This is a genomic window from Pedobacter sp. R20-19 (assembly GCF_000708265.2).
GTDB lineage: Bacteria > Bacteroidota > Bacteroidia > Sphingobacteriales > Sphingobacteriaceae > Pedobacter.
Genome location: NZ_JCKI01000005.1, coordinates 473,931 through 498,242 on the forward strand (window position 1 = coordinate 473,931; position 24,312 = coordinate 498,242).

Sequence of the window (24,312 nt, forward strand, 5' to 3'; positions counted from 1 at the left end):
TCATAAAGGATGATCCTTAATTATATCTTTGTATCACAATTAAAAAAAACCAAACATGAAATTAAAAATCTCTTCAATCTTTTTATTAGTGGCAGTTGTATCATTGTCAGCTTTTAAGAGTCCTGTTAAACCAGTAGCTTATACTGTTGATCCGGCAAAATCTACCATCACTTGGATTGGTAAAAAAGTAACTGGTTCACATAATGGAACAATCGCTTTACAATCAGGAACTTTAAATGTTGATGGTAAAAAAGTAACCGGCGGAACTTTCACAATTGATATGAATTCTATCAAAGATGCTGATGGTAGCGCAAAATTAGAAGGCCACTTAAAAGCAGATGATTTCTTCGGAACAGCAAAATTCCCAACTTCAACTTTCGTAATTACTAAAGTTGCTGGTTCTGGTGCTTCATTAACTGTTACAGGTAATTTAACCATTAAAGGAATTACTAAACCAGTAAGCTTCCCAGCTACAGTTGCGGTGAATGCTGATGGTACTGTTTCTGCTTTAGCTGGTAAAATTTTAGTTGACAGAACTAAATACGATATCCGTTACGGTTCTAAATCATTTTTTGATAGCATCGGTGATAAAGCAATTGATGATAACTTCGAAATTGGTGTGAAATTAGTAGCTAAAAAATAATTATTCCATTTTTATAAAGTATAAAAGGTCTCGGCAATTTGTCGGGACCTTTTTTTGACTACTGTCATGCTGAGGCACGAAGCATCTGCAACCTATGAAACAGATGCTTCGTGCCTCAGCATGACAGCTTATTCAAGGTTGCTACAAACAAAAAGTATTTTCGGTAGTGCTTAAGGACATACTTCACTGAAATTTACAACCGATGGGTTTTCGCTTTAAGCTTTAGTCTTTTCGCTTTAAGCTTTCATCTTTACCTTACCCTAAACCCACCATCTGTTTCATCAATAAATCCCGTTGCCTGCTCTTTGCTATGGTAAAATAAACACTCCCAATTTTCGGCGGCGGCTCTTTTACCAAATGCTTTGCGCAATTCCATCGCCTTCCGGCCATCGAAGTCATATTTTGCAATAAAATTTTTGATTAATTCACTCGGTTCAGGTAAAACATCGCCACCAAAAAACACTTTCTGATTGCCTTCCGTTAATAAAAAAACCTGATGATTTGGGCAATGTGCTCCGGTAAATTCGTAAGCAATGGTGTCATCCAAATTGCTGTCGCCTTCTATAAATTTCAATTGTGCATTGCGCTGAAGAAAATCAAAAATATCGGTATGGTAAGAACTTGATGTGCTGCTAAAGGCTGTTTCCCATTCACCACGATTGATTACATATTCTGCATCAGGAAAACTCAATTCTACTTTTCCATCTTCCTGTTTATGAATCATTCCACCAGAGTGGTCATAATGTAAATGAGACATTAAAACCTTGGTTATATCCGTAGGATCAAAACCCGCATTGCGGATGTTTTTATGTAAAATCAGTTCGCCATGGTCATCACTAAAACCCAATCCGGTATCAAAAAGGACTAAATCATTTTTCAGTTCCACTAAAAACGGCTGCACATTAATAAATAGTGAAGCTGGCCTGTCTTTAAAACTATGAATGGCTGAATCGAAAGGAATAAATTTTTTGGTAGCATCTACCGAATAGGTTCCTTCAAAAAGGGTGTGAACTTGCAATGTAATGTAGATTTAAATTAAAAAAGTATATTTACTGTTCGGAAACAAATATAATGGAAAAAAGATGGGTGCTGACATCAAATTGTAATGATGACACGGTAAAGAAATTAGCAGAACAACTTAATATAGATAGATCATTAGCACAAATTTTAGTACAAAGAAACATTTGTGACTTTGATCAGGCCAGATACTTTTTCAGACCAGAACTGACTCAACTTCACGATCCTTTCCTGATGAAGGATATGGATTTAGCGATTCGCAGAATTGAAAGAGCCCTGTCACTTCATGAAAAAATCCTGATCTATGGTGATTATGATGTAGACGGAACAACCTCTGTCGCTTTGGCTTACAGCTTCTTTTCTCAGTTTACAGAAAACATTGAATATTATATACCTGATCGTTACCTGGAAGGATATGGGATTTCTACCGCCGGAATTGATTATGCAAATGAAAATGGTTTTTCACTGATCATTGCCTTGGATTGTGGGATTAAATCACTGGATAAGGTAGACTATGCTAATGCATTTGGTATTGATTTTATCATCTGCGATCACCATTTACCAGGCGATGAAATTCCTAAAGCTGTTGCTGTTTTAGATCCAAAAAGGATTGATTGTGAATACCCCTTTAAAGAATTAGCAGGCTGTGGAATTGGGTTCAAACTGGCTCAGGCTTATGCACAAAAGCATCATCTTACGGCAGATACTTATCTTCGATACCTGGATCTGGTGATGGTGAGTATTGCTGCAGATATTGTTCCGGTTGTTGGTGAGAATAGAATTCTGGCTTATTATGGATTAAAAAAACTCAATACAAATCCATGTGAGGGCTTGCGTGCACTGATGGAAGTGTCAGGGAAAAAAGAAAATTATACCATTACTGATGTAGTGTTTACTTTAGGCCCACGCATTAATGCCGCTGGAAGAATTGACCATGCCAAACACGCTGTGGCTATGCTGCTTTGTGAGGTAGATGGCAATTCATTGGAACAGAGTGAATCCATTAATCTTAAAAATACAGAACGAAAAACATATGATCAGGACATTACCCGTGAAGCTTTAGATTTAATTGGGAGTAGTGATCACCTGATCAATCGGAAAACCACAGTGGTATTTAATGAAAACTGGCATAAAGGTGTGATTGGAATTGTGGCTTCCAGGCTGACTGAAAAATATTATCGCCCAACTATTGTGCTGACTAAATCTAACGGACACGTTGCAGGTTCCTGCCGTTCAGTTGTTGGGTTTGATTTGTACGAAGCTTTGAGTGGTTGCGCTGATCTCCTGGATCAGTTCGGAGGTCATAAATTTGCTGCAGGCTTAACCATGCAGGCAGATAAAGTTGATGCTTTTGCAGATAAGTTTGAGGAAATAGTATCAGCGTCTATTACCGAAGAATTATTAACACCAATGATCAAGATCGATGCTGAAATTAAACTGGATCAGATTGATGGAAAATTCTTCAGGGTTTTAGCACAAATGGGCCCTTTTGGACCAGAAAATATGGCACCGGTTTTCGTATCACATGGTGTTTATTTAGACCGGCCTGCAATGGCTGTTGGCGCAAATCATTTAAAAATTATCATAAAGCAACAAAATTCGCCTATTTTTGAATGCATTGCATTTGGACTGGCAGAATTTCAAAATCTTTTACAACCAAAAGTTCCGTTTTCTGTTTGTTATACAATTGAAGAAAATGTGTGGAGAGATAAAAAACGTATGCAACTTAATGTTAAAGGCATAAAAGTTAATTAAATTAAATAAAATCGTCAAGCTGAAATTGATTCAGCATGCTGTAAAAAGATCCTGAAATAAATTCAGGGTGACGGGCAATCTAAATATGATATTAAGAGCCGAAAATCTGGTTAAAAAATATAAACAGCGAACCGTTGTAAATGATGTTTCGTTTAGTGTAAGTCAGGGAGAAATTGTTGGCTTGCTAGGACCTAATGGTGCCGGTAAAACCACCTCATTTTATATGATTGTAGGTTTAATTAAGCCAAATGAAGGTCGGATTTTTTTAGAAGAAGAAGATATTACACAAGATGCCATGTACCGCAGGGCACAAAAGGGCATTGGTTATTTAGCTCAGGAAGCATCTGTATTTAGAAAGCTTACGGTTGAAGATAATATTTTGGCTATTCTGGAAATGAGTAGCCTGTCTAAAGAAGAACAAAAGGATAAGCTGGAGGAGCTGATTAATGAATTTAGCTTGCATAAAGTTCGTAAAAACCGAGGTGATTTATTATCAGGTGGGGAACGTAGAAGAACCGAAATTGCCCGTGCGTTGGCGGCAAATCCTAGTTTCATTCTTTTAGATGAACCTTTTGCCGGAGTAGATCCTATTGCTGTAGAAGAAATTCAAAGTATTGTTGCAAAACTTAAGCATAAAAACATTGGTATTTTAATTACCGATCACAATGTTCAGGAAACCCTTTCCATTACCGATCGGGCATATTTACTTTTTGAAGGAAAAATTCTTGAACAAGGTATTCCGGAAGTGCTGGCAGAAAACGAGATGGTAAGGAAAGTTTATCTGGGTTCGAACTTTGTACTGAAGCGTAAAAAATTCGACATTTAATTACGGACAATGGCATTTGTAAACTCAATTTTTACCTGGCTGATGAAAAAGCGGATCCACCAGATCGAGCTTTTTATGAAATATCCCTATGATGTTCAGCATGAATGGTTTCATAACCTGATTGATAGTGCAGAAAATACGGAATGGGGTAAAATGTATGATTACAAAAGCATCCTTACGCCTCAACAGTATCAGGAGCGTGTTCCCATTCAAAATTACGATACCCTTAAGCCTTATATAGAAAGAATGCTGGCCGGCGAACAAAATATTTTATGGCCATCTGATATTAAATGGTTCGCTAAATCATCCGGAACTACCAGCGACAGAAGTAAATTTATTCCTGTTTCTAAGGAATCTTTGGAAGAATGTCATTTCAAAGGGGGGAAAGACATGCTTTCCATTTATTGTAATAATCGGCCAGATAATCAAATGTTTACCGGTAAAGGTTTGGTGCTTGGTGGGAGTCACCAGGTAAATCAGCTCAATGAAGATTGTTTTTATGGTGATCTATCAGCTGTGCTAATTAAAAATTTACCCATCTGGGCCGAGTTCTACCGCACACCAGATATGTCTATTGCCTTGATGGATAATTATGAGGTAAAGATGGACAGAATGGCTGAAGCTACCATTCAGGAAAACGTGACCAGTATTTCTGGTGTACCAACCTGGACCATTGTTCTGGCCAAAAAGGTTTTAGAGCTAACAGGAAAAAGCAACCTGTTAGAGGTTTGGCCCAATCTCGAAGTTTATATCCATGGTGCTGTAAATTTCGCACCTTATCGCGAGCAGTTTAAGCAACTCATTCCTTCTAATGACATGTATTATTTGGAAACTTATAATGCTTCAGAAGGCTTTTTTGGTATTCAGGATCAGGACAATTCTGATGAAATGCTGCTTATGCTGGATTATGGTATTTTCTATGAGTTTGTTCCAATGGAAAATATTGGTGAAGAAAACCCTAAAGCCTTATTACTGGGTGAGGTAGAACTTCATAAAAATTACGCCATCGTCATTTCAACCAACGGAGGTTTATGGCGTTATATGATTGGAGATACCATCCAATTTACTTCTCTTTCTCCTTATCGAATTAAAATTACAGGACGAACAAAGCACTTTATTAATGCCTTTGGAGAAGAAGTGATTATAGATAATGCCGAACAAGCTTTAACCCGGGCATGCCTAGAAACTGGTGCAGAGATTAAAGATTATACCGCCGGGCCAATTTATTTTGAAGGAGAAAAAGCTGGCGGGCATGAGTGGATCATAGAATTTGATAAACAGCCCGATGATTTCGAAAAGTTTATTGATGTGATGGATAATACCTTGCGTGAAGTAAACTCAGATTACGATGCCAAAAGATTTAAAGATATGGCCCTCTGTAGGCCAACGGTGCATAATGCGCCAGCAAATACTTTTTATAATTGGTTAAAAGCTAAAGATAAATTGGGTGGGCAACATAAAGTTCCACGCCTGGCCAATGAGAGAAAATATATAGATGATATTCTGATCATGATTAGCGTATCTGCAGCATAATTTACCAATGTCATTGATTTAAACATTATTGCGCTCTCCTATCAAAGGTAACCATGACAACTAAATCTTAAATAAGTTGAAAAGACAAATCGCTTATTCTAATATTGCCTGGCTATTATTCTTTGCCTATTTTTTTGTACTGATGGTGCAAATTACACTGCGCTACCTGCCCTTTGGACGCGAAGTCGCATTTCTTCAAATTAAGCAAACAGAAGTATCTGGTATTAAAGCTTATTTACCCATCTTTTATATTCATGTATATAGTGCCATTTTTGTTTTGATGGCAGGTTTTACGCAGTTTAATCCGAAAATTTTAAATCAATATCCTGGTGTACACCGCATACTTGGTTACCTATATGTTGGCATCGTATTGTTATTTGCCGCACCCTCAGGAATTTTTATAGGATATTTTGCCAATGGAGGCTTAATAGCCAAAACTTCTTTTATAATTTTAGGTTTATTATGGTTTTGGTTTACCATAAAGGCCGTGCAGCTGATTATCCAAAGAAAAATTAAGGCGCATAAAAAGATGATGTACCGCAGTTTTGCTTTAGCCACTTCTGCCATTACCTTAAGGCTTTGGAAAGTTATTTTGGTATATTTATTTCATCCGGCACCGATGGATGTTTACCAGGTGATTGCTTGGTTAGGATGGATACCCAATTTGTTAATAGCCGAATGGCTGATCAGAAAAAAAATCGTTTAAATGAAAAAGATCTTTATCCTCTCGCTTATTGCTTTCACCATTATCGCCTGTAAAGACACCAAAAAGTCTCAGCAAAACATGGCTAAGAAAAAGCAGATTCCACAACAGGAAATTCACAAAGAACTATATGGCTTTTGGGTGGGTGGTTTTTTTGAAGCGGGAGCCGAAGATTTTGAGGGCGATGATTACAACTATGTAGACAAGCTAAATATCATTATCAAAAGAATTACGAAAGATACTGTGATTGCCCAAAGTATTGTTTCTGGGAACAACAGGCCGTTATTGGGTAAATTATCTGAACATGATGGTAAAATTAGTTTTGTATTAAATGAACCAGGTAACCATAAATATGATGGACGATTCGAATTTGAAATAGCAGGCGATTCTATTGTTGGCAAATGGAATGCTTTTGATGCCAATTTAAAAGGGCCGGAGAAAACCTACAAGTTGCTAAAGCGTAAGTTTGTTTATAACCCTGAAGTAATGCTGCCATCCGAAGGGAACTATGTAGATTGGGGTGATCATAAAATGGTATCACAGTTTGATACGCTTGAGAATGGAACGGTTGATACTTTAGGTATAAATCCGTTTTATAGAAGTGCATCAGAAGAGATTTTCAAACTCAATGCATCCAAAGCATTGCTTGCAGAAAGTAATTTAAAAAACCTCCGTAAACTGGATCTGCAGATTTTGAAAAATACTGTTTTTGCCAGACATGGTTATGTATTCAAAAAAGGTACCTACCGCCAGTTTTTTGATCCTGTGGAGTGGTACGTGCCAGTTGAAGATAATGTGGATAATAAATTAACAGCCATTGAAAATAAAAATATTAAGCTTTTAGATCGTTTCATTAAATACGCCGAGGATAATTACGATACTTTTGGCCGTTAATTTGTGCAGCATTCGTTATGAAGATTAACAGACAAAAAATATTAGATTTTTTCAGGAAATCCGAAAACCGGGCAACCATAATCCTGAAAGATAAATCCAAAGCCAATACCACCATAAAAGATGCATTAGGAAAAGCTGTAACCAATAAAGGACAGCTAGATGGTGTTTGGGAAAAAATGGTATTGCTGTTTGCTGTGTCTAAAGATTATGTTAACGGAAATTATACTGAGATTCCTAAGCGATCAATTGTAGCTATTTTAGGTGGGTTGGTATATTTTTTATCACCAATAGATGTAGTGCCAGATTTTGTTCCGGTATTGGGCTTTATTGATGATATTTTTATATTAAACCTGGTTTATAAGCAGGTGCTTAAAGATCTTGACCATTACAAAGCCTGGAAAGATGCACAAATTGAATATATAGAAGACGTAGATGGCTCAACCGCAACATAGTTTTTTAGACTGGCTCAATCAACATCTTTTTGCTTGTCCGTTTAAATCTCATTTCGGGTTTGATTGTCCCGGATGCGGCTTTCAGCGATCTGTTGTTTCCTTACTTAAAGGAAATTTTATTGAATCCTTTAAACTTTATCCAGCTACCATACCACTTCTTTTATTAGTGATTTTTACCTTATTCCATCTTAAGCTGGATTTTAAAAGCGGTGCACAGATGATCAAAATTGCTTTTGCGGGTATTGCAATAATTATTTTTATCAATTACATTTATAAAATATACACTCATCAACTTATCATCTAATCCCATGTCAGAAGAACAGGAAAAACCTCAGGAAAACCAACCTATTGATCTGAGTAAAAACGAAATACCACAACCAAACGCCGGAAACACTGGGTTTGCAACACCTCCACCATTTCAACAGCCTCCTCCATTCGGGCAGTTTGGCGGCGGAATGGGAATGGGGCAGCAAAATCTTCCAAATGCTACAGCTTCATTAGTGCTAGGGATCATTGCGCTTCCGGCATGCTGTTTCTACGGTATATTTGGTTTAATTTTCGGTATTATTGCCTGGGTTTTAGGTGCAGGTGATATGAAAAAATATCAATTAAATCCTACTTTTTACACGGAGTCATCTTATAAAAATGCAAAGGCAGGTAAAATTTGTGGAATGATTGCTACGATATTAAGTGTTTTATTTATCGCAATAGTAATTCTGGTAATTGTAGGTGCAATTGCAAACCCTGCTGCATACGATAAATTCTTTAAAGGAATGCATTAATAGCTTTGCTAATTTTACCTTAAAAATATAAATCGGATGACGCAAGCCATTCGATTTTGTTATTTTTGTATGATTCAAATTGTAAATAAAAAACTCACGATAATGTATCCAGAATATTTAGTAGAACCAATGCGTAAGGAATTAACCAACGTTGGTTTTGAAGAATTAAAAAATGCAGCAGATGTAGATCAGGCTATAAAAGGTGAAGGAACTGTATTGGTAGTGGTAAACTCTGTATGTGGTTGTGCAGCAGCAAATGCACGCCCGGCAGCAAGAGCAGCAGCAGTACATGAAAAACACCCTGATAAATTGGTAACCGTTTTTGCAGGTATGGAGAAAGAAGCTGTAGACCAGGCCAGAAATTATATGATGCCATTTCCTCCATCATCACCAGCTATGGCACTTTTTAAAGATGGCAAATTGGTACATATGATTGAGCGTCATCAAATTGAAGGCAGACCAGCGCAAATGATTGCTGATAACCTGATTGGCGCTTTCGAGCAATACTGCTAGTTATTAGATTTTGGTTGGTTAGGTTTTTAGTTTTTAAATGTCTAACCAACTAATACCTCATTCAAAAAATAATTAAAAATCTTTATTGAGCAATTTCTCTAGCTCACCAAACGAAACGTTCATTCTCACTCTGCCTTGTTTGGCATATGATATTTCTCCGGTTTCTTCAGAAATGATTACCGCAACGGCATCTGTCGTTTCAGAAACACCAATACCAGCCCGATGTCTTAATCCGAATTGCGAAGGCAACTGATCGTTATCTGTTAAAGGAAGAATGCAACTGGCACTTTTGATTTTATTTTCTGAGATCACTACCGCTCCATCATGCAGAGGACTATTTTTTTGAAATATACTTTCTAATAATCTTTTGGAGATTTTAGCATCTACCACCTCACAGCTATTTGCAAAAAATTGTTCATCGTAAAACTTAACAAAAACGATAAGTGCACCTGTTCTCGTTTTCTTCATGGTTTTACAAGCGTCTATAATCGGTTTAATGCGGGTTAGATTATTTCTTTCAATTTCTTTTCTGCCAAACAAATATCCCCACCACGCTTTATTTTTCTGCAAGAAGGCATTTTTTCCGATCAGTAATAGAAACCGCCTGATCTCGGGATGGAAGATAACGATTAAAGCAATGATGCCCACGCTCATAAATTTCTCAATGATAGTGGTCAGTAACTCCATATGCAAACCTTTCACCACCCAGTAAAAAACAGTGATAATAAACATACCCACCAGCAGATTTACAGCAAGTGTATTCCGAATCAGGGTATAAACATAATAGATTAAGAGTGCTACCAGCACAATATCTACCACATCTGTTACAGATACTTTAAGAAAATCGAAATCAAATCCTTTCATTAATGGCAAGATAGCAAAACCGTTTTCAGTTTACAATTTTCAGTTGATTTGACAAGAGTTATTTTAACCTATGCAAGGTATTAAACTAACGAACTGATGAACCATTTAGTCTAGCAATGAGTTGTATACATTCCATTGCCTCCTTCACATCATGAACACGCAGGATGCCAGCACCTTTTTGTAAGGCAATTGTATTTAAAACAGTGGTTCCGTTTAAGGCTTCGGCAGCAGTTGTTTGAAGTGCTTTGTAAATCATGCCTTTGCGGGAGAAACCAACCAGTACAGGAAGCTTAAATATTTTGAAAGCATCCAGGTTTTGTAGTAGTTCATAATTATGTTCGATGGTTTTACCGAAACCAAAGCCGGGATCAATAATGACATCGTGAATATGAAGCGCCTTTAATGCTGCAATCTTTTTAGCCAGATGATCAATTACATCCAGGGTTACATTTTGGTATGTTGGATTTTGATGCATGTTTTGTGGCGTACCCTGCATATGCATAATCATATAGGGCACCTGCAGCCTGGCCACCGTTTCGAACATATGTTGATCTAAATCTCCGGCGGATATATCATTAATAATCTGTGCACCTGCATGGATGGTTTCTTCGGCCACTTTCGCCCTAAAGGTATCAACTGAAATAACCACCTCTGGAAATTCTTTCACCAGACTTTCTACTACAGGAATCAATCGGTCTGATTCTTCAGTTGCAGAGATATCAATGGCGCCCGGTCTGGAAGAGTATCCGCCAATATCGATGAAGGTGGCACCCTCTTTTAAAAAGGCTTCAGTTTTCGTAAGTGCATCATCAATAGATTTTGTACGGCTATTGCTATAAAAAGAATCGGGCGTAACATTTAAAATAGCCATTACTTTTGGCAAGCTTAAATCCATTAACTTTCCACTTATATTGATGCTTTGCTGAGGTTCAAAAAAGTTTTTTTCTGACATGATAAACCCTTTCGGGATTTGAGTTTCGCTATAAAAATGTATCTTTAGCTTTTGTTTTTCGCAACAAAAATACACTAAAACTTAATAAATACTGGCTTTGATACAAACAAATACCGCTGTAGAATTTGATGAAGTAATTGCAGTTTGCAGATCATTGTTTTTGAAAAAAACGAAAGATTATGGTACTGCCTGGCGCATCCTCAGACCAAGTTCCATTACCGATCAAATTTTTATTAAGGCTCAACGCATCCGCACCCTCGAAGAAAAAAAGGTAAGTAAGGTTGGTGAAGGAATTATTCCAGAATATATCGGCATTATTAATTATTGTGCAATCGCCATGATGCAGCTTGAATTGAGTGAGACAGATCCGCTTGAAATGCCATTTGAAAAGGTTGAGCGTTTGTTTGAGGAGAAAATTACGGAAACAAGAGATTTAATGCTGGCTAAAAATCATGATTATGGCGAGGCCTGGCGTGATATGAGAGTAAGCTCCTTAACCGATTTGATTTTAATGAAAATTTTCAGAGTAAAACAAATCGAAGATAATGAAGGACAAACTTTAGCCTCAGAAGGGGTGAAGGCGAATTACCAGGATATGCTTAATTATTCAGTTTTTGCGTTAATTAAACTTGGCGTTAAATAAATTAATGATAAAAGCAATCATTGTGCAGATTAAACCAATTCCATTGAAAATAAATAAATAAATACTAATGAAAAATATACTGTTAAACTTTTCCCGTTTTTTTGTTGGCGCGTTATTTATTTTCTCAGGATTAATCAAAGCCAATGATCCGCTCGGCTTCGGTTATAAACTTCAGGAATATTTTGAAGTTTTTCACATGAATTTCCTTAGTCCGGCGGCTACAGGTATTGCCATCTTGCTATGTACACTAGAAATTGTGTTAGGTGCATTGCTAATATTAGGCTTCTGGAGCAAAAAGGTTGCCTGGGGTTTATTATTGCTTATTATCTTTTTCACACTTCTTACATTCATTTCAGCTGCATTTAAAGTGGTAACGAGCTGTGGTTGTTTTGGCGATGCTATTCCGCTTACACCATGGCAGTCGTTCAGTAAAGACTTAATTTTACTGGTGTTAATCGTTATGATCTTCATCAATAAAGATTTAATTAAGCCTTTATTTAAAAAAACATCCCGCCAGCGCAATATTGCTATTGTGATAACCTTATTATCTTTAGGCTTCGGCTTGTATACCTATAATGTGCTTCCGGTAATTGATTTTCTGCCTTACAAGGTTGGGGCGCACATTCCATCATTAATGGTGATTCCTCCAGGTGAAAAACCAGATGAATTTGAGATCATGTATCATCTCAAAAATAAGAAGACAAAAGAGGAAAAGGATATGAGTGATAAGGATTACCTTAAAACTGAAATCTGGAAAGATAACAACTGGGAAATTATTGGTGAGCCAGTGAAACGGTTGGTTAAAAAAGGTTATGAACCAAAAATTAAGGATCTTGTAATCAGTGATGCCTCTGGCACAGATTATACGAAAGAGATTATTGAAAATCCTTACTACAGTTTGATTTTTGTAGCTTATGATTTGAAAAATACCAATAAAAATGCCATCGGGAAATTGAACGCCATTGCAATGAATGCGACGCAGCAATTTAACATACGTACGGTTTTACTTACTTCAAATGCAGCACAGGATGCAGAAGCTTTCGTGAAAAAAAATAACCTGTTTTCGGAAGTTTTTTATGCAGATGCTGTTCCATTGAAAAGTATGGTGAGGGCAAACCCAGGTATTTTGTTATTAAAGAATGGCGTAGTTGTTAATAAATGGCACAATCATAACTTACCAACCTTTGATCAGTTAAGTAGAAAATATTTCGATAAGCAATGATTGGATACGCCATAAAAAAACTGCTTTATGGTTTATTGGTAATGGCAGGTGTAGTGCTGGTTGTTTTTGTGCTTTTTAATATTCTGCCTGGCGATCCGGCACGAATGACGATGGGACAACGTGCTGATGTACAATCTTTAGAAGCTGTTCGTAAAGAGTTTGGATTAGATAAATCAAAGCCAGTACAGTTTCTATTGTATATTAATGATCTTTCACCAGTAAGTTTGCTCGATAATGATAGCGCCAGTAAGGCAAAGTATCATTTTGTAAAACTGATCAGCTTTGATAAAAAAGTGTTGGCCTTGAAATGGCCCTATCTGCGAAGTTCTTATCAAACGAAAAGAGATGTTACGGCAATATTATCAGAGACGGTTCCAAACACATTTGTATTGGCATTAACAGCGATGATATTTGCCACCATAATTGGTGTTTTTCTTGGTGTATTATCTGCTGTTTATAAAGATTCATGGATAGATAAGTCTGCAAATGCCTTTGCCATCCTCGGAATTTCTGCCCCATCTTTTTTTGCAGGAATTATCATTGCCTGGATTTTTGGCTTTATGCTAAGCGATTACACAGGCTTAAAAATGAACGGAAGTTTATATGCTTATGACCCATTTAAAGGTGAAATTTTAACTTTAAGAAATTTATGGTTGCCGATGATCACCTTAGGTTTAAGGCCATTGGCCATCATTGTTCAGTTAACCAGAAGTGCCATGCTTGATGTTTTGGCCCAGGATTACATTCGTACAGCGAGAGCCAAAGGATTAAGCAGAAATGCCATTATTTACAGACATGCTTTAAAAAATGCGATGAATCCGGTAATTACCGCCATTTCTGGGTGGTTTGCTTCATTACTGGCAGGTTCATTTTTTGTAGAATATGTTTTTGGGTATAATGGTTTGGGTAGAACTACCGTTACCGCTTTAGAAATGTCGGATTTTCCTGTAGTGATGGGTTCTATATTATTTATTGCTTTTGTATTTGTGGTGATTAATATTCTGGTCGATATTCTTTATGCTTATGTTGATCCAAGAGTAAAATTAAATTAGATATGACCGCAGAAGAAATCATCAATTATACAAAAGTTGCTGACCAGTACATCATTGAAATTTTTAGTCAGTCAACAACAGCACTGCCAGAAGCAGAGCGATTGTTTAGCCATATACTTAATGCGCAACATATCTGGGCGAAACGGATTTTAGGCATTGAGCCACTTTATGGCGTTTGGGAGATTCATTCCCGGCAGGATTTTAAAAAAATCTCTGAGGAAAACTTCAAAATTATTCATGAGGCATTGAATGAGAACATGCTGGATCAGGTGATTTATTATCAAAATTCTAAAGGAATCCGGTATGAAAACCAAATAGCTGATATTTTATTTCATTTATTTAATCATTCTACTTATCATCGCGGACAAGTGGTTACCTTATTAAAGGAAGCAGGTTTTGAACCACCAATTACTGATTATATCATATTAAAACGAGACCATTTACTATAGGTCTATTGAAAAGAACTACGAATGAAGATTTTTCTTATTGGGTACATGGGCTGCGGGAAAAGTACAAAGGCTAAACAACTGGCACACCGTTTAGGCTGTCCGGTTATTGATCTGGATAATGAAATTGTAACAAAATCTGGTAAAACTATTGCTGAATTTTTTGCTGAATTTGGAGAGAGCGGCTTTAGGGATTATGAAAGCGAGATGCTTAAAACATTTTCATATCCTGAAACCTGTGTAGTGGCAACTGGGGGCGGGCTGCCGTGCTTTTTTGACAATATGGATTGGATGAATGCTAATGGAACAACCGTTTATCTTGAAATGGAACCCGCGCAACTGGTGTCCCGACTTCAAAACAGGCATAAAAGGCCATTAATTAAGGATTTAGATGATGAGCAACTGCTGGATTTTATTCAGTTGAAACTAACCGAAAGGAATCCTTTTTACAGGCAGGCCAAAATTATCGTAAATGCATTTGACCTGGATGCTGAAACTCTTGAAAAAGCTATAACCAGTAATGTTTAATTTGGCATATTATCATCGATTATTTTAGCTGAAAGTAACGCTAATGGAATACCGCCACCCGGATGTACGCTTCCACCACCAAAGTATAGTCCTTTGATTTTTGAACTAAAATTAGGATGCCTTAAAAAAGCCGCGAACTGACTATTTGAACTGTTTCCATAAAGTGAGCCCTGGTACGAGCCCGTTTTACTTTCAATGCTTCTTGGATCCAGAATCTGTTCGCAAATAATATCTTTTTCTATATTTCGATTTAGAATGCGACTAACTTTTTTGATAATCTGAATTCTGGCTTCCTGAATTAAAACGTCCCAGTTTTGGCCATCATTTGATGGAACATTAATCATAACAAACCAATTTTCGCTGTCATTCGGCGATTCATTTCTTAAGTGTTTTGCACTGATATTAATGTACACTGTAGGGTCATCACTAATGGTTTTCTCTTTCCAAATTGAATTAAATTCAGCATGGTAATCTTTTGCAAAGAAGATATTATGCAAACCTAAATCGCTGTAGTTTCCATCCATGCCCCAATAGAAAATCAGGGCAGAGCTACTGCGTTCCTGACTAAGTAATTTTTTTGGCGGATCAATATTTTTAAGCAAATTTTTATAGGTAAACCAAATGTCGAGGTTAGAAACTACAATTTCAGCTTTATAAGTTTGATCATAAATTTTTATGCCCAGTATTTTAGGTTGAGCACCTTCAGTATAAAGAATTTCCTCTACTTTTTGGTTGAAATGAAATTTTACACCCAATTCTTCTGCTAATTTTACTAAAGCGGTTACAATGCCATACATTCCATTTTTTGGTAAAAAAGCACCAAAGTGATATTCAAAGTGAGGAATGACATTTAAAGTAGCGGGTGCCTGATAAGGATCTGAACCATTATAGGTAGCATATCGATTAAATAATTGTGCTATCCGTTCATCTTTAAAAAAATGTTTGTTCGCTTTACTTTGTGATCTGAAAGCATCAATCTGTAAAAACCTAAAAACTGATTTTAAAGTATCCCAATGCAAATAGCTTTTCAGCTTATGCAAGGTACGTTCTAAAAACACCTGGTGTGTTACGTCGTAAATCGTTTCGCTTTTTTTCAGAAATCGATTAACCTCTGCTGCTGTAGAAATGGTTTTAGCCTCTATTTCCTGTGCAAACGAATCAATGTCTGACTTAGCGTTTAACCTCAACCCATCTTCATAAAAATAACGGCAAACCTCTTTCAGTTTAATATAATCGAAATAATCTTTTGGGTTTTTTCCTGCAAGCGTAAAAAGTTCATCTACATATTGAGGCATAGTGAATAGACTTGGTCCGGTATCAAACCTAAAGCCGTTCATTCTAAGCTCACCTAATTTGCCACCTGGTTTTGAATTTGCTTCAAAAACATCAACTTGATAGCCTTTTAAAGTCAGGCGAATGGCAGAGGCAATTCCTGCAATTCCTGCGCCGATAACAATTGCTTTAGGCATGCTGCTATTTTAAATCTGCTAAATAAATACGCGTTTGTTTCTCTATTTCTATGCTTGCTAAATTAACGACAGTGTTTAATTTTTCACTATCTTTTTTCACCGGCATTTTGCGAATAGTACTTAAGGCATTAATATACCATTTACTCCAGGCTTGTAAAATATGTTTTTCATCAGCTGCTGATTTTCCTGTTGCTATTGCATTTTTACTCAGTTCAAATTCCGTTTTTAAGCGAATTAAACCGTCATTTTTAATTTGATTAACGGTTGTGCCAGCCATATTTTCGTCTGCTGAGATTAAGCTGTAAGCTGCTGTTAAAGCACTGATGCCTACATTCTTCATTTCTGTGGAAGAAACCTTGTCAATTCTATCTTGATCGGTATGGTAAAATACGTCAGTAAAATGCCACATCAATAAGCCAGGTATTTTATTTTGTAAAAAAGGGGTGTGATCACTTCCACCTTCGAAAGGATTATAGTTAACCGTCCAGTTAGCAAATTTGCCTTGAGCTTTACAAATATCAAAAACGAAATCATTAAAATAATGTGGAAATAAATCTTTTTCCTTCACATCTCCTGCACCCCATTCTGTATGTTTATCATTTCCCCTTGTCCATATAGCCGATGGATCTGGCATTTTTTCAATCAGAAATGATCCTCCGGTTTTTTTGGTGTCTTCACCAACCATATCCAGGCTCATTCCCCATAAAATGCCTTTGGCCCTAACAGTATCCTCTGTAATGTATCTTTTTGTAGATACAATTTCATCACCCCATAAAAAAGTGAGTGTACGTTGTGGCACTATTTTTTTTGCCTGATACAATTCTGCGGTTAGTCGAGCCATTTCAGCAAGGGTACCAACTCCACTGGCATTATCATTTGCGCCAGGCTCTTGTACATGGGCACTAAAAACAAAGCGCTCATCAGGATTTACACTACCCTTTACATTGGCTACAATTGTTAATTCTTCAGCAGGATAAATTTTAGTTTGAATATCGACTTTTAATTTTGTTATACCTTTTAAACAGGCTGTCTTCAGTTTTTCTTTAGCAGCGTAAGATAGGAGTAGGGCCCAAACCTCACTGTTGGGCTTCATGCTACTAAATTGAATTGAAGTTTGGTTAATTTCCGGCTGAGTGTATTTAGGCATCGAATAGCCTAACACACCAATCGCCCCAGCCTTAGTGGCAAATTGCAATAATCTTGAAGGATGATTTTCTGAAAAAATGATCTTCCCTTTTAAATCTACTTTTTCGATATCTGCAGGCTTAATGTTAGTGAGATAAATTACTTCTGCAGTTACGCCATCAACCGGTGTTGAGCCACAATTGATAGGAATCATATTGCGGTTGGTTTGATAAGAGATTAAGGGAATCCGATCGCCAATCAGTTCGATATTTGCATGAACAGGTTCCCAGGTATTATTCTTTAAAGCACGTTTTTCTATCCGATAAGTTAAGGGTGCCTCCTGTTCGTTCAGTTTCTGTTCAACAAAACCAGCATCTTTTAAAATATTTTCTACATAATGGATACTGGCATTGAAACCCGTGTTACCTGGAACCCTGAAATATTTTTCAACAAAGGCAGTTGTTTTATAAGCATTATCTTCCTTAAATCCAGTTCGTGTTAATTTAAAGTATTCATCAGCCGGAGTTTGTGCATAAGTCGTTATTCCTATGAATAGTAAAAGAAAGAGTGTTTTTGTTTTCATCGTACTAAATAAAAATGAAAGATACTAAGAATATCATTGCCGGGCGGTTAACTTATTGCTACAGCTTATTTTACTCATGTAAAATTAATATAAACTTAACTTGTACCGTTTTGGTTTTCGGTATGAATTTTGTATAATTGCTTAAATAGAAAGGTTTTTATCATGAGCAAAGAAATATTAGAGTTTTCTGTATTGGTTGATGAAAAGTTTGACTTAAATTTTAATTGGCTAGATGGCTTTTGGGGCATTGCATTTAAATTTTTGGGGAAATAATTTTTTATAACTGAATTTTTCAAAAACTGGTGTCTTTCATCAGAAGTGATTTTTAGTATCAAAAATTTTCTCTTGCTCTCATATTCGATTTAATATTTCGGGTTTCCACTTTAATCTTAAGCTCTTCACTTTAATCTTTCCGCTTTAGTCTTTAATCTTTCCGCTTTAATCTTTTAGCCTTATATTTGCCGGATAATGAGTAGAAGAAAACCTGGTACGGTAACCATCATTCCAAACGTACAAATTATAGACATTGCTGAAGAAGGAAAAGGTGTTGGCAAGGCCGATGAATTAGTGATTTTTGTAGACAAAGCTGTTCCAGGCGATGTTGTTGATGTTCGTTTAACTAAAAAGAAAAAGAATTTTGCTGAAGCGATTATTGAACAATTGCATGAAAAATCAGCATTGCGCACAGATCCCTTCTGTCCTCATTTTGGAACTTGTGGTGGTTGCAAATGGCAGCATATGGGATATGATTCTCAATTAAAATTTAAGCAGAAAAACGTTGAGGCCGCTTTGCAGCGTCTTGGAAAAATAGATACTTCTAATACTGAGCCTATTTTAGGATCGGTAAAAAACAGATACTATCGTAATAAATTAGAATTCACATTTTCAAATAAACGTTGGCTGGACCGAACTGATATCGATCGTGATGAAGATTTTGATATGAATGCCTTGGGTTTTCATGTTCCGTTGCGTTTTGATAAAATATTGGATATTGAACATTGTTACCTGCAGGATGAGCCTTCCAATTCCATCAGGAATGCTGTTCGGAAGTATGCCTTGGAGCATCAGTTATCATTTTATGATTTACGCAACCATGAAGGTGTATTGCGGAACCTGATTATTCGTACCTCATCTACAGGTGAAGTAATGATAGCAGTTGTTTTTGCTTATCCTGATGAAACGCAAATTGATGGCTTAATGAGCTTTTTGAAAGCAGAATTCCCTCAGATTACTTCATTATTGTATATCGTTAATCAAAAGAAAAACGATACTATTTTTGATCAGGATGTGCATGTATTTACTGGCAGAGATCATATTTTTGAAGAAATGGATGGCATTCGTTTTAAGATTGGTGTAAAATCCTTCTATCAAACCAATTCTGAGCAGGCATTTGAGTTATATAAAATCACCAGAGATTTTGCCGGATTTAAAGGTGATGAACTGGTTTATGATTTATATACGGGTGCCGGAACCATTGCCAATTTTGTGGCTAAAAATGTGAAACAGGTTATTGGTGTTGAATATGTACCAACAGCAATTGAAGATGCTAAGTTTAATTCGGCATTAAATGGGATTGATAATACTCTTTTTTACGCCGGAGATATGAAAGATATTTTAACTTCTGAATTTATTGCCAGCCATGGTAAGCCAGATGTAGTGATTACTGATCCACCAAGGGCAGGTATGCATGCTGATGTGGTACAAAGATTATTGGAAATGGAATCAGAAAAAATTGTTTATGTAAGCTGTAATGCGGCTACACAAGCAAGAGATCTGGAGTTATTAAAGGAGAAATATGATGTGGTACGCATTAAACCTGTAGACATGTTTCCACATACGCAGCATGTAGAAAACGTAGTTTTACTAGAATTAAAAGGATAGCATTAGAGAATAATTGAATGTATATATATGTAAACATTCAATCCAAAACTCTTTCAAAAATATAACCATTAAGAATGGATAGAGAAGAATTATTAAACGCGACACCTGAGGATGATGGCGCATCTCAGAAGAAACAGGAAAGCCCTTTAGTGAGTCTGGAAAAAGATTTAGCTTTTTATTCAGATGCAATTAAAGAAGTAGGTATTGAAATTATGGTTGAAGGGATTTCTGCACATCCTATTTTTATTGCTCATCAACACCAGGTAAGCATTGGTGAAATGATTTTAAATAAAGAAGAATTAAATACAGATTGGTCTATTCAAGCTTCTACTTTGGAAGAATTTGTGGAAAAGGGAATTATCACAAAAGAAAAGAAAGAGCCCTTTTTAAAAGTTTATAAAAGACCAGAAGATTTTATGTGTGTTTTCGTAATTGTACCAGAAGGTGCGAATTTTATTTATTATCCTTATCAAAAAGGTAAAAGGTAAAAGGAGTTGTAAGGTTATAGCAATATTGCTAATTGATGTAGCTATATAAAAATAAGCCGCTTTGCATCCACAAAGCGGCGAATTTATCATTAACTAAACTAAAGTTCTTAATTGACGTGATGAACATCTCCGCTCTTTGAGGTTGCTGTTTTATTGAGTGCGGCATTTCCTTTGAAACTCACATCACCACCACCACTGGCTGCTGCTTCCAACCCTTTATTAACATAGATATTTACATCAGAACCTCCTGATGCTTGTACTTTTGCGTAATCAGTAATCAATTCAAATGCGTCAATATCACTGCCTCCGCTTGATTGAATGCTCATATTTGTAGCTTTGCCTTTAAGGTTGATATCACTACCGCCACTAGATTGGATCGTTAGGTCATTACTGACTAAATTTAATTTTAAATCAGATCCGCCAGATGCCCTGATGGCCAGGCTATTGGTTTTAATTGGGTTCTGCGTAAATACATCAGACCCGCCAGAAGCGGCAATTTCATTTAATGTTTTATAGCTCACATAAGCTTTGATTATACGGTTTTTAAACATCCCGCTCCAGCTAATTCCATCTTTAAATTTAATAGTGATTTTATCTCCACGTTGTTCTACTACGATGTCTTCCAGGGTTTTACTATCGGATTTAATTGTAACACTTTCAGTGTTTCCCTGAGTGAGGTATAAATCAATTCCACTGCTAATGCCAATACTGTTATAATTTTTAACCGGAAAATTTTTGCTTTCCTGTGCCATGATTACAGTTGCAGAAAAAGTAAAAAATAAGATAGTAGATATTCTGATCAGGTTTTTCATAAATTTGTTTTTGGTTAGTCATTAGACGCAGGCGAGACAGAAACGTTGCAAGCAACCGAAATTATTTTTCAAATAGTTTGAATTTAAGCCTTAAAATTGTTCTTTTTGTATTCAATCATTTTATATAATGGCATCGCAACTCCTCATACTTAATAAGAAACAGATTCAACAAAAGATAGATCGCATTGCGTATCAGATTTTGGAAGATAATTTAAATGAGAAAGAGGTTGTATTAGCCGGTATTTGGGATCGGGGATATAAACTGGCATTACGTTTGGAAAAGGTGCTAAAAAAAATTGCAGGTTTTAAGCTAACCCTTTTGCGAATCGATCTTCAGAAAGAAAGCAGTAAACTGATTGCAACCACTGATTTAGACGAAAGTCAATGGAAAAATAAAGTCATTATTATAGTAGATGATGTTTTAAATAGCGGAAAAACCCTGGCATACGGATTAGGTGTCTTTCTGAATACGCCACATAAAAAAATTCGTACTGTTGTTCTTGTAGATAGAAGTCATAAAATTTTCCCTGTAGCAACCGATTTTGTGGGGCTGAAAATGGCTACCGTTTTAAAAGAACATGTAGATGTAATTATGGATGTAGAGGGTGAAGAAGATCGTGTTTATCTAAGTTAGTATCAGGTAGCTCGTAACAAGGCCAACTTTCTTAATGCTATATTTTGATGAATAATTAAAATCATTTGACTTAATTTACACCTATTAACAGGCTAAATTTGCAATTCACGCCATTTTTTTGCAATTTCCCGGCATGCACCTTCCTCGAAAAAACATTTTTATTTATCGCTTTTTCTCTTGGTACATTGAGCATATTATTAAGAAGGATTTTGTAAGTCTTCAATATGATAAAGTTGACACCAATGAAGATGCATCAATCTTGATTTTAGCCAATCATTTTAGCTGGTGGGATGGTTTTTTCATTTTTTACATCAATAAAAAATTATTTAAAAAGCAGTTTCATGTTTTGGTTAATGCAGAAAATTATAGCAAAGTTGGTTTCTTAAAGTATCTTGGTGCATTTGCGGCTAAAAACAGTGGGCGAGATGTTTTGGAGATGTTGAATTACGCAGCTAAATTATTAGAGGATCAAAATAACCTGGTTCTTGTCTTCCCTCAAGGTAAGTTACATTCTAATCATTTAAAAAATATCACTTTCGAAAAAGGGGTAATGCAAATTATAAAATCTTGTCATAAAAGATTCAATATCATTTTTGCTGCAACATTTGTAGATTATTTTTCCAAACGGAAACCAAGTGCAAAAACCTACCTTCAGCATTGGGAAAGTGAAGAATATATGAGTTTGCAATTGCTAAAAAGTGCATATAATAAACATTACGATCAGTCTGTTGTTAAACAAACACAACTTACTGAATGACCATTTTTATCTATGCCGTTTTAATATTTATGGTGATCCGTTTTTCGGTAACCGTATTTAACTTTCTATCTAACCCTAAATTGCCTAGAGTAATTAAGCACTATAGTGATTTTGTTTCTATTTTAATTCCTGCACGTAATGAGGAAGAGGATATTATTCCACTACTCCAATCAATTAAAAGTCAGGATTACCAAAATTACGAGGTGATTGTGCTGGATGATCAGAGTAGTGATAAAACCTTTGAATTAGTAAGTGCTTTTTCAATAATAAACCCAAAGTTTAGAATAGAACGCGGAGGTGAACTTCCAAAAGGCTGGTTGGGAAAAAACTATGCCTGCCATCAACTTGCAGCTTTGGCAAAAGGAAAATATTTATTATTTGTAGATGCTGATGAAGCGATTAAAAAAGGTTTCATCAATAGCCTAATAAACAGGATGGAAATTGGACAACTGGCTTTGATCAGTATATTTACGAATCAGGTAATGAAGTCTATTGGTGAGTGGCTCACTGTTCCACTAATGCATTTTATTTTATTAAATCTTTTACCGTTGAGGTTAGTGAAGTCTTCCGGCAATCCAGCGTTTGCTGCGGCCAGCGGACAATGCATGTTTTTTAGAGCAGATCATTACAAAAAAAATCAGTGGCATCAACAAGTCCGCAATAAAGTGGTGGAAGATGTAGAAATTATGAAAGCCATAAAACTCCAAAAATATAGCGGGGAGGCTTTGTTAGGTAATGGGCTGATATACTGTCGGATGTATAAAAATTTGAATGAAAGTTTAAATGGCTTTAGTAAAAATTTACTTGCTGGTTTTGGTAACAACGTAATTATCTTACTATTTTACCAGCTTTTGGTTACGATAGGGCCTTTAATTTTATTATTAAACTTTAATATCTCTTTACTTGTATTACCGTTAACATTAATTTTTTTAAGTAGAATAATGATTTCCTATTTATCAGGACAGAACGTTTTAATCAATTTAATACTACATCCGTTTCAGATGTTTTTCTTTTTATTAATTTCATTTTTATCCATAATACAACACATTTTTAAAACAGGCACATGGAAGGGCAGATCGATCAAAGCGATTTAAAGATTAAAAGAATTGCAGTTGGTGTTATCGCTGTTTTTCATATGGTTGGCTTAGTAGGTTTTTTAATACCAGCTACACATCCTTACTTTATGAAAATGGTACCTTTTCATCTGCTGTTGATGTTTGCCATTGTTGTTTTTACTTATAATGGTGATGTTAAGCGCCTTTCTCTATTTGTTTGCGGAGTCTTTTTATGTGGCTGGTTGGTAGAGGTGCTTGGTGTACATACAGGAAAAATTTTTGGAAGCTATTATTATGGTAATACACTTGGATATAAAATTGCTGCGGTTCCCTTATTAATGGGTGTAAATTGGGTGATTTTAATTTTTAGTATTGGCCAGATGATGAAAAGTTTAAAGATTAGAAATAGTATTTTAGCTTCATTATCAGGTGCACTTATTTTAATTATTTTCGACTTCTTTATGGAACCTGTTGCCATGAAATTTGATTACTGGCAATGGGATTGGCATGAGGTACCCCTTCAAAATTATATCGCCTGGTTTATCGTATCCGTTATTTTATTGAAATTTTATTACGCATTGGGACTCAAACAGCAAAAATATATTGGTACCGCTATGTTTGTAGCACAATTAATCTTTTTTGTTGTCTTATACATGACAACAGGAACAAATATTTTTGCTTAA

General features: G+C 36.0%; 28 protein-coding genes. 22 read left to right on the forward strand and 6 right to left on the reverse strand.

Features of this window, described 5'->3' with window-relative positions; genetic code table 11:
• The first annotated feature begins 55 nt into the window (after positions 1-55).
• On the forward strand, positions 56-643 hold the full coding sequence (locus AN34_RS13920) for a YceI family protein (RefSeq protein ID WP_029286450.1): 588 nt from the start codon (positions 56-58) through the stop codon (positions 641-643).
• Between the two features lie 250 nt (positions 644-893).
• On the opposite strand, the gene AN34_RS13925 is transcribed toward AN34_RS13920, so the two are convergent.
• Entirely contained in the window at positions 894-1,661 is a 768-nt protein-coding gene (locus AN34_RS13925; protein WP_029286451.1) for an MBL fold metallo-hydrolase, read from the reverse strand.
• 53 nt (positions 1,662-1,714) lie between these two features.
• Here AN34_RS13925 and recJ point away from each other — a divergent pair, with 53 nt between their 5' ends.
• The 9 genes from recJ to AN34_RS13970 all read left to right on the forward strand — a co-directional run bounded on the left by recJ (position 1,715) and on the right by AN34_RS13970 (position 9,118).
• Positions 1,715-3,415, forward strand: coding sequence for a single-stranded-DNA-specific exonuclease RecJ (gene recJ / locus AN34_RS13930; protein ID WP_029286453.1), 1,701 nt, complete (start codon positions 1,715-1,717; stop codon positions 3,413-3,415).
• A gap of 85 nt (positions 3,416-3,500) precedes the next feature.
• A complete protein-coding gene (gene lptB / locus AN34_RS13935; RefSeq protein WP_029286454.1) occupies positions 3,501-4,241 on the forward strand; it encodes an LPS export ABC transporter ATP-binding protein in 741 nt (246 codons plus the stop codon).
• Positions 4,242-4,250: 9 nt separating this feature from the next.
• The gene (locus tag AN34_RS13940; protein WP_029286455.1) at positions 4,251-5,774 is read left to right on the forward strand and encodes a GH3 auxin-responsive promoter family protein; all 1,524 of its coding nucleotides are present in this window, start codon (positions 4,251-4,253) and stop codon (positions 5,772-5,774) included.
• A gap of 76 nt (positions 5,775-5,850) precedes the next feature.
• Positions 5,851-6,480, forward strand: coding sequence for a DUF2306 domain-containing protein (locus AN34_RS13945; protein ID WP_029286456.1), 630 nt, complete (start codon positions 5,851-5,853; stop codon positions 6,478-6,480).
• A complete protein-coding gene (locus AN34_RS13950; protein ID WP_029286457.1) occupies positions 6,481-7,371 on the forward strand; it encodes a YARHG domain-containing protein in 891 nt (296 codons plus the stop codon).
• Positions 7,372-7,388: 17 nt separating this feature from the next.
• Positions 7,389-7,823: a YkvA family protein gene (locus AN34_RS13955; RefSeq protein WP_029286458.1), complete on the forward strand. Its 435-nt coding sequence runs from the start codon at positions 7,389-7,391 to the stop codon at positions 7,821-7,823.
• Entirely contained in the window at positions 7,804-8,127 is a 324-nt protein-coding gene (locus AN34_RS13960) for a DUF2752 domain-containing protein (protein ID WP_029286460.1), read from the forward strand. Before AN34_RS13955 ends, AN34_RS13960 begins: the two co-directional genes overlap by 20 nt.
• 4 nt (positions 8,128-8,131) lie before the next feature.
• Positions 8,132-8,605, forward strand: coding sequence for a CCC motif membrane protein (locus tag AN34_RS13965; RefSeq protein WP_197285519.1), 474 nt, complete (start codon positions 8,132-8,134; stop codon positions 8,603-8,605).
• A 102-nt stretch (positions 8,606-8,707) separates the two neighbouring features.
• Positions 8,708-9,118 (forward strand): BrxA/BrxB family bacilliredoxin, encoded by a 411-nt coding sequence (locus AN34_RS13970; RefSeq protein ID WP_029286463.1) that lies wholly within the window; start codon positions 8,708-8,710, stop codon positions 9,116-9,118.
• Between the two features lie 72 nt (positions 9,119-9,190).
• Here AN34_RS13970 and cdaA read toward each other — a convergent pair whose 3' ends face one another.
• The gene (gene cdaA, locus AN34_RS13975; RefSeq protein ID WP_029286464.1) at positions 9,191-9,982 is read right to left on the reverse strand and encodes a diadenylate cyclase CdaA; all 792 of its coding nucleotides are present in this window, start codon (positions 9,980-9,982) and stop codon (positions 9,191-9,193) included.
• Between the two features lie 85 nt (positions 9,983-10,067).
• Positions 10,068-10,934: a dihydropteroate synthase gene (folP, locus tag AN34_RS13980; RefSeq protein ID WP_029286466.1), complete on the reverse strand. Its 867-nt coding sequence runs from the start codon at positions 10,932-10,934 to the stop codon at positions 10,068-10,070.
• A gap of 100 nt (positions 10,935-11,034) precedes the next feature.
• Between folP and AN34_RS13985 the strand changes: the two genes are divergently transcribed.
• From AN34_RS13985 to AN34_RS14005, 5 genes are all read left to right on the forward strand, one after another.
• The gene (locus AN34_RS13985) at positions 11,035-11,577 is read left to right on the forward strand and encodes a DUF1599 domain-containing protein (RefSeq protein WP_029286468.1); all 543 of its coding nucleotides are present in this window, start codon (positions 11,035-11,037) and stop codon (positions 11,575-11,577) included.
• Between the two features lie 67 nt (positions 11,578-11,644).
• Positions 11,645-12,799, forward strand: a complete 1,155-nt coding sequence (locus AN34_RS13990; RefSeq protein ID WP_029286469.1) for a BT_3928 family protein — start codon at positions 11,645-11,647, stop codon at positions 12,797-12,799.
• The gene (locus AN34_RS13995; protein ID WP_029286470.1) at positions 12,796-13,851 is read left to right on the forward strand and encodes an ABC transporter permease; all 1,056 of its coding nucleotides are present in this window, start codon (positions 12,796-12,798) and stop codon (positions 13,849-13,851) included. The genes AN34_RS13990 and AN34_RS13995 overlap by 4 nt, the downstream gene beginning before the upstream one ends.
• Before the next feature lie 2 nt (positions 13,852-13,853).
• Positions 13,854-14,300 (forward strand): DinB family protein, encoded by a 447-nt coding sequence (locus AN34_RS14000; protein ID WP_029286472.1) that lies wholly within the window; start codon positions 13,854-13,856, stop codon positions 14,298-14,300.
• A 21-nt stretch (positions 14,301-14,321) separates the two neighbouring features.
• A complete protein-coding gene (locus AN34_RS14005; RefSeq protein WP_029286474.1) occupies positions 14,322-14,825 on the forward strand; it encodes a shikimate kinase in 504 nt (167 codons plus the stop codon).
• On the opposite strand, the gene crtD is transcribed toward AN34_RS14005, so the two are convergent.
• Together crtD and AN34_RS14015 are read right to left on the reverse strand one after the other, a co-directional pair.
• Complete coding sequence (gene crtD / locus AN34_RS14010) at positions 14,822-16,294, reverse strand: 1-hydroxycarotenoid 3,4-desaturase CrtD (RefSeq protein WP_029286476.1); 1,473 nt, start codon at positions 16,292-16,294, stop codon at positions 14,822-14,824. The two genes, AN34_RS14005 and crtD, sit on opposite strands and share 4 nt — an antisense overlap.
• Positions 16,295-16,298: 4 nt before the next feature.
• Positions 16,299-18,002 (reverse strand): M28 family peptidase, encoded by a 1,704-nt coding sequence (locus AN34_RS14015; RefSeq protein WP_029286477.1) that lies wholly within the window; start codon positions 18,000-18,002, stop codon positions 16,299-16,301.
• Positions 18,003-18,164: 162 nt separating this feature from the next.
• On the opposite strand from AN34_RS14015, the gene AN34_RS14020 reads away from it, so the two are divergent.
• The 3 genes from AN34_RS14020 to AN34_RS14030 all read left to right on the forward strand — a co-directional run bounded on the left by AN34_RS14020 (position 18,165) and on the right by AN34_RS14030 (position 20,371).
• The gene (locus AN34_RS14020) at positions 18,165-18,275 is read left to right on the forward strand and encodes a hypothetical protein (protein ID WP_029286479.1); all 111 of its coding nucleotides are present in this window, start codon (positions 18,165-18,167) and stop codon (positions 18,273-18,275) included.
• Between the two features lie 195 nt (positions 18,276-18,470).
• Positions 18,471-19,883 carry a 23S rRNA (uracil(1939)-C(5))-methyltransferase RlmD gene (rlmD, locus tag AN34_RS14025; protein WP_029286480.1) on the forward strand — a complete coding sequence of 471 codons (1,413 nt, stop codon included), beginning with the start codon at positions 18,471-18,473 and terminating at the stop codon, positions 19,881-19,883.
• Between the two features lie 74 nt (positions 19,884-19,957).
• On the forward strand, positions 19,958-20,371 hold the full coding sequence (locus tag AN34_RS14030; RefSeq protein ID WP_029286481.1) for a hypothetical protein: 414 nt from the start codon (positions 19,958-19,960) through the stop codon (positions 20,369-20,371).
• 107 nt (positions 20,372-20,478) lie between these two features.
• Here AN34_RS14030 and AN34_RS14035 read toward each other — a convergent pair whose 3' ends face one another.
• Positions 20,479-21,183: a head GIN domain-containing protein gene (locus AN34_RS14035; protein WP_029286482.1), complete on the reverse strand. Its 705-nt coding sequence runs from the start codon at positions 21,181-21,183 to the stop codon at positions 20,479-20,481.
• Between the two features lie 124 nt (positions 21,184-21,307).
• Between AN34_RS14035 and AN34_RS14040 the strand changes: the two genes are divergently transcribed.
• From AN34_RS14040 to AN34_RS14055, 4 genes are all read left to right on the forward strand, one after another.
• The gene (locus AN34_RS14040) at positions 21,308-21,817 is read left to right on the forward strand and encodes a phosphoribosyltransferase family protein (protein WP_036677182.1); all 510 of its coding nucleotides are present in this window, start codon (positions 21,308-21,310) and stop codon (positions 21,815-21,817) included.
• A gap of 133 nt (positions 21,818-21,950) precedes the next feature.
• Positions 21,951-22,574 carry a lysophospholipid acyltransferase family protein gene (locus AN34_RS14045; protein ID WP_029286486.1) on the forward strand — a complete coding sequence of 208 codons (624 nt, stop codon included), beginning with the start codon at positions 21,951-21,953 and terminating at the stop codon, positions 22,572-22,574.
• Positions 22,571-23,668: a glycosyltransferase family 2 protein gene (locus AN34_RS14050; protein ID WP_029286487.1), complete on the forward strand. Its 1,098-nt coding sequence runs from the start codon at positions 22,571-22,573 to the stop codon at positions 23,666-23,668. Before AN34_RS14045 ends, AN34_RS14050 begins: the two co-directional genes overlap by 4 nt.
• On the forward strand, positions 23,638-24,312 hold the full coding sequence (locus AN34_RS14055; protein ID WP_051666563.1) for a carotenoid biosynthesis protein: 675 nt from the start codon (positions 23,638-23,640) through the stop codon (positions 24,310-24,312). The genes AN34_RS14050 and AN34_RS14055 overlap by 31 nt, the downstream gene beginning before the upstream one ends.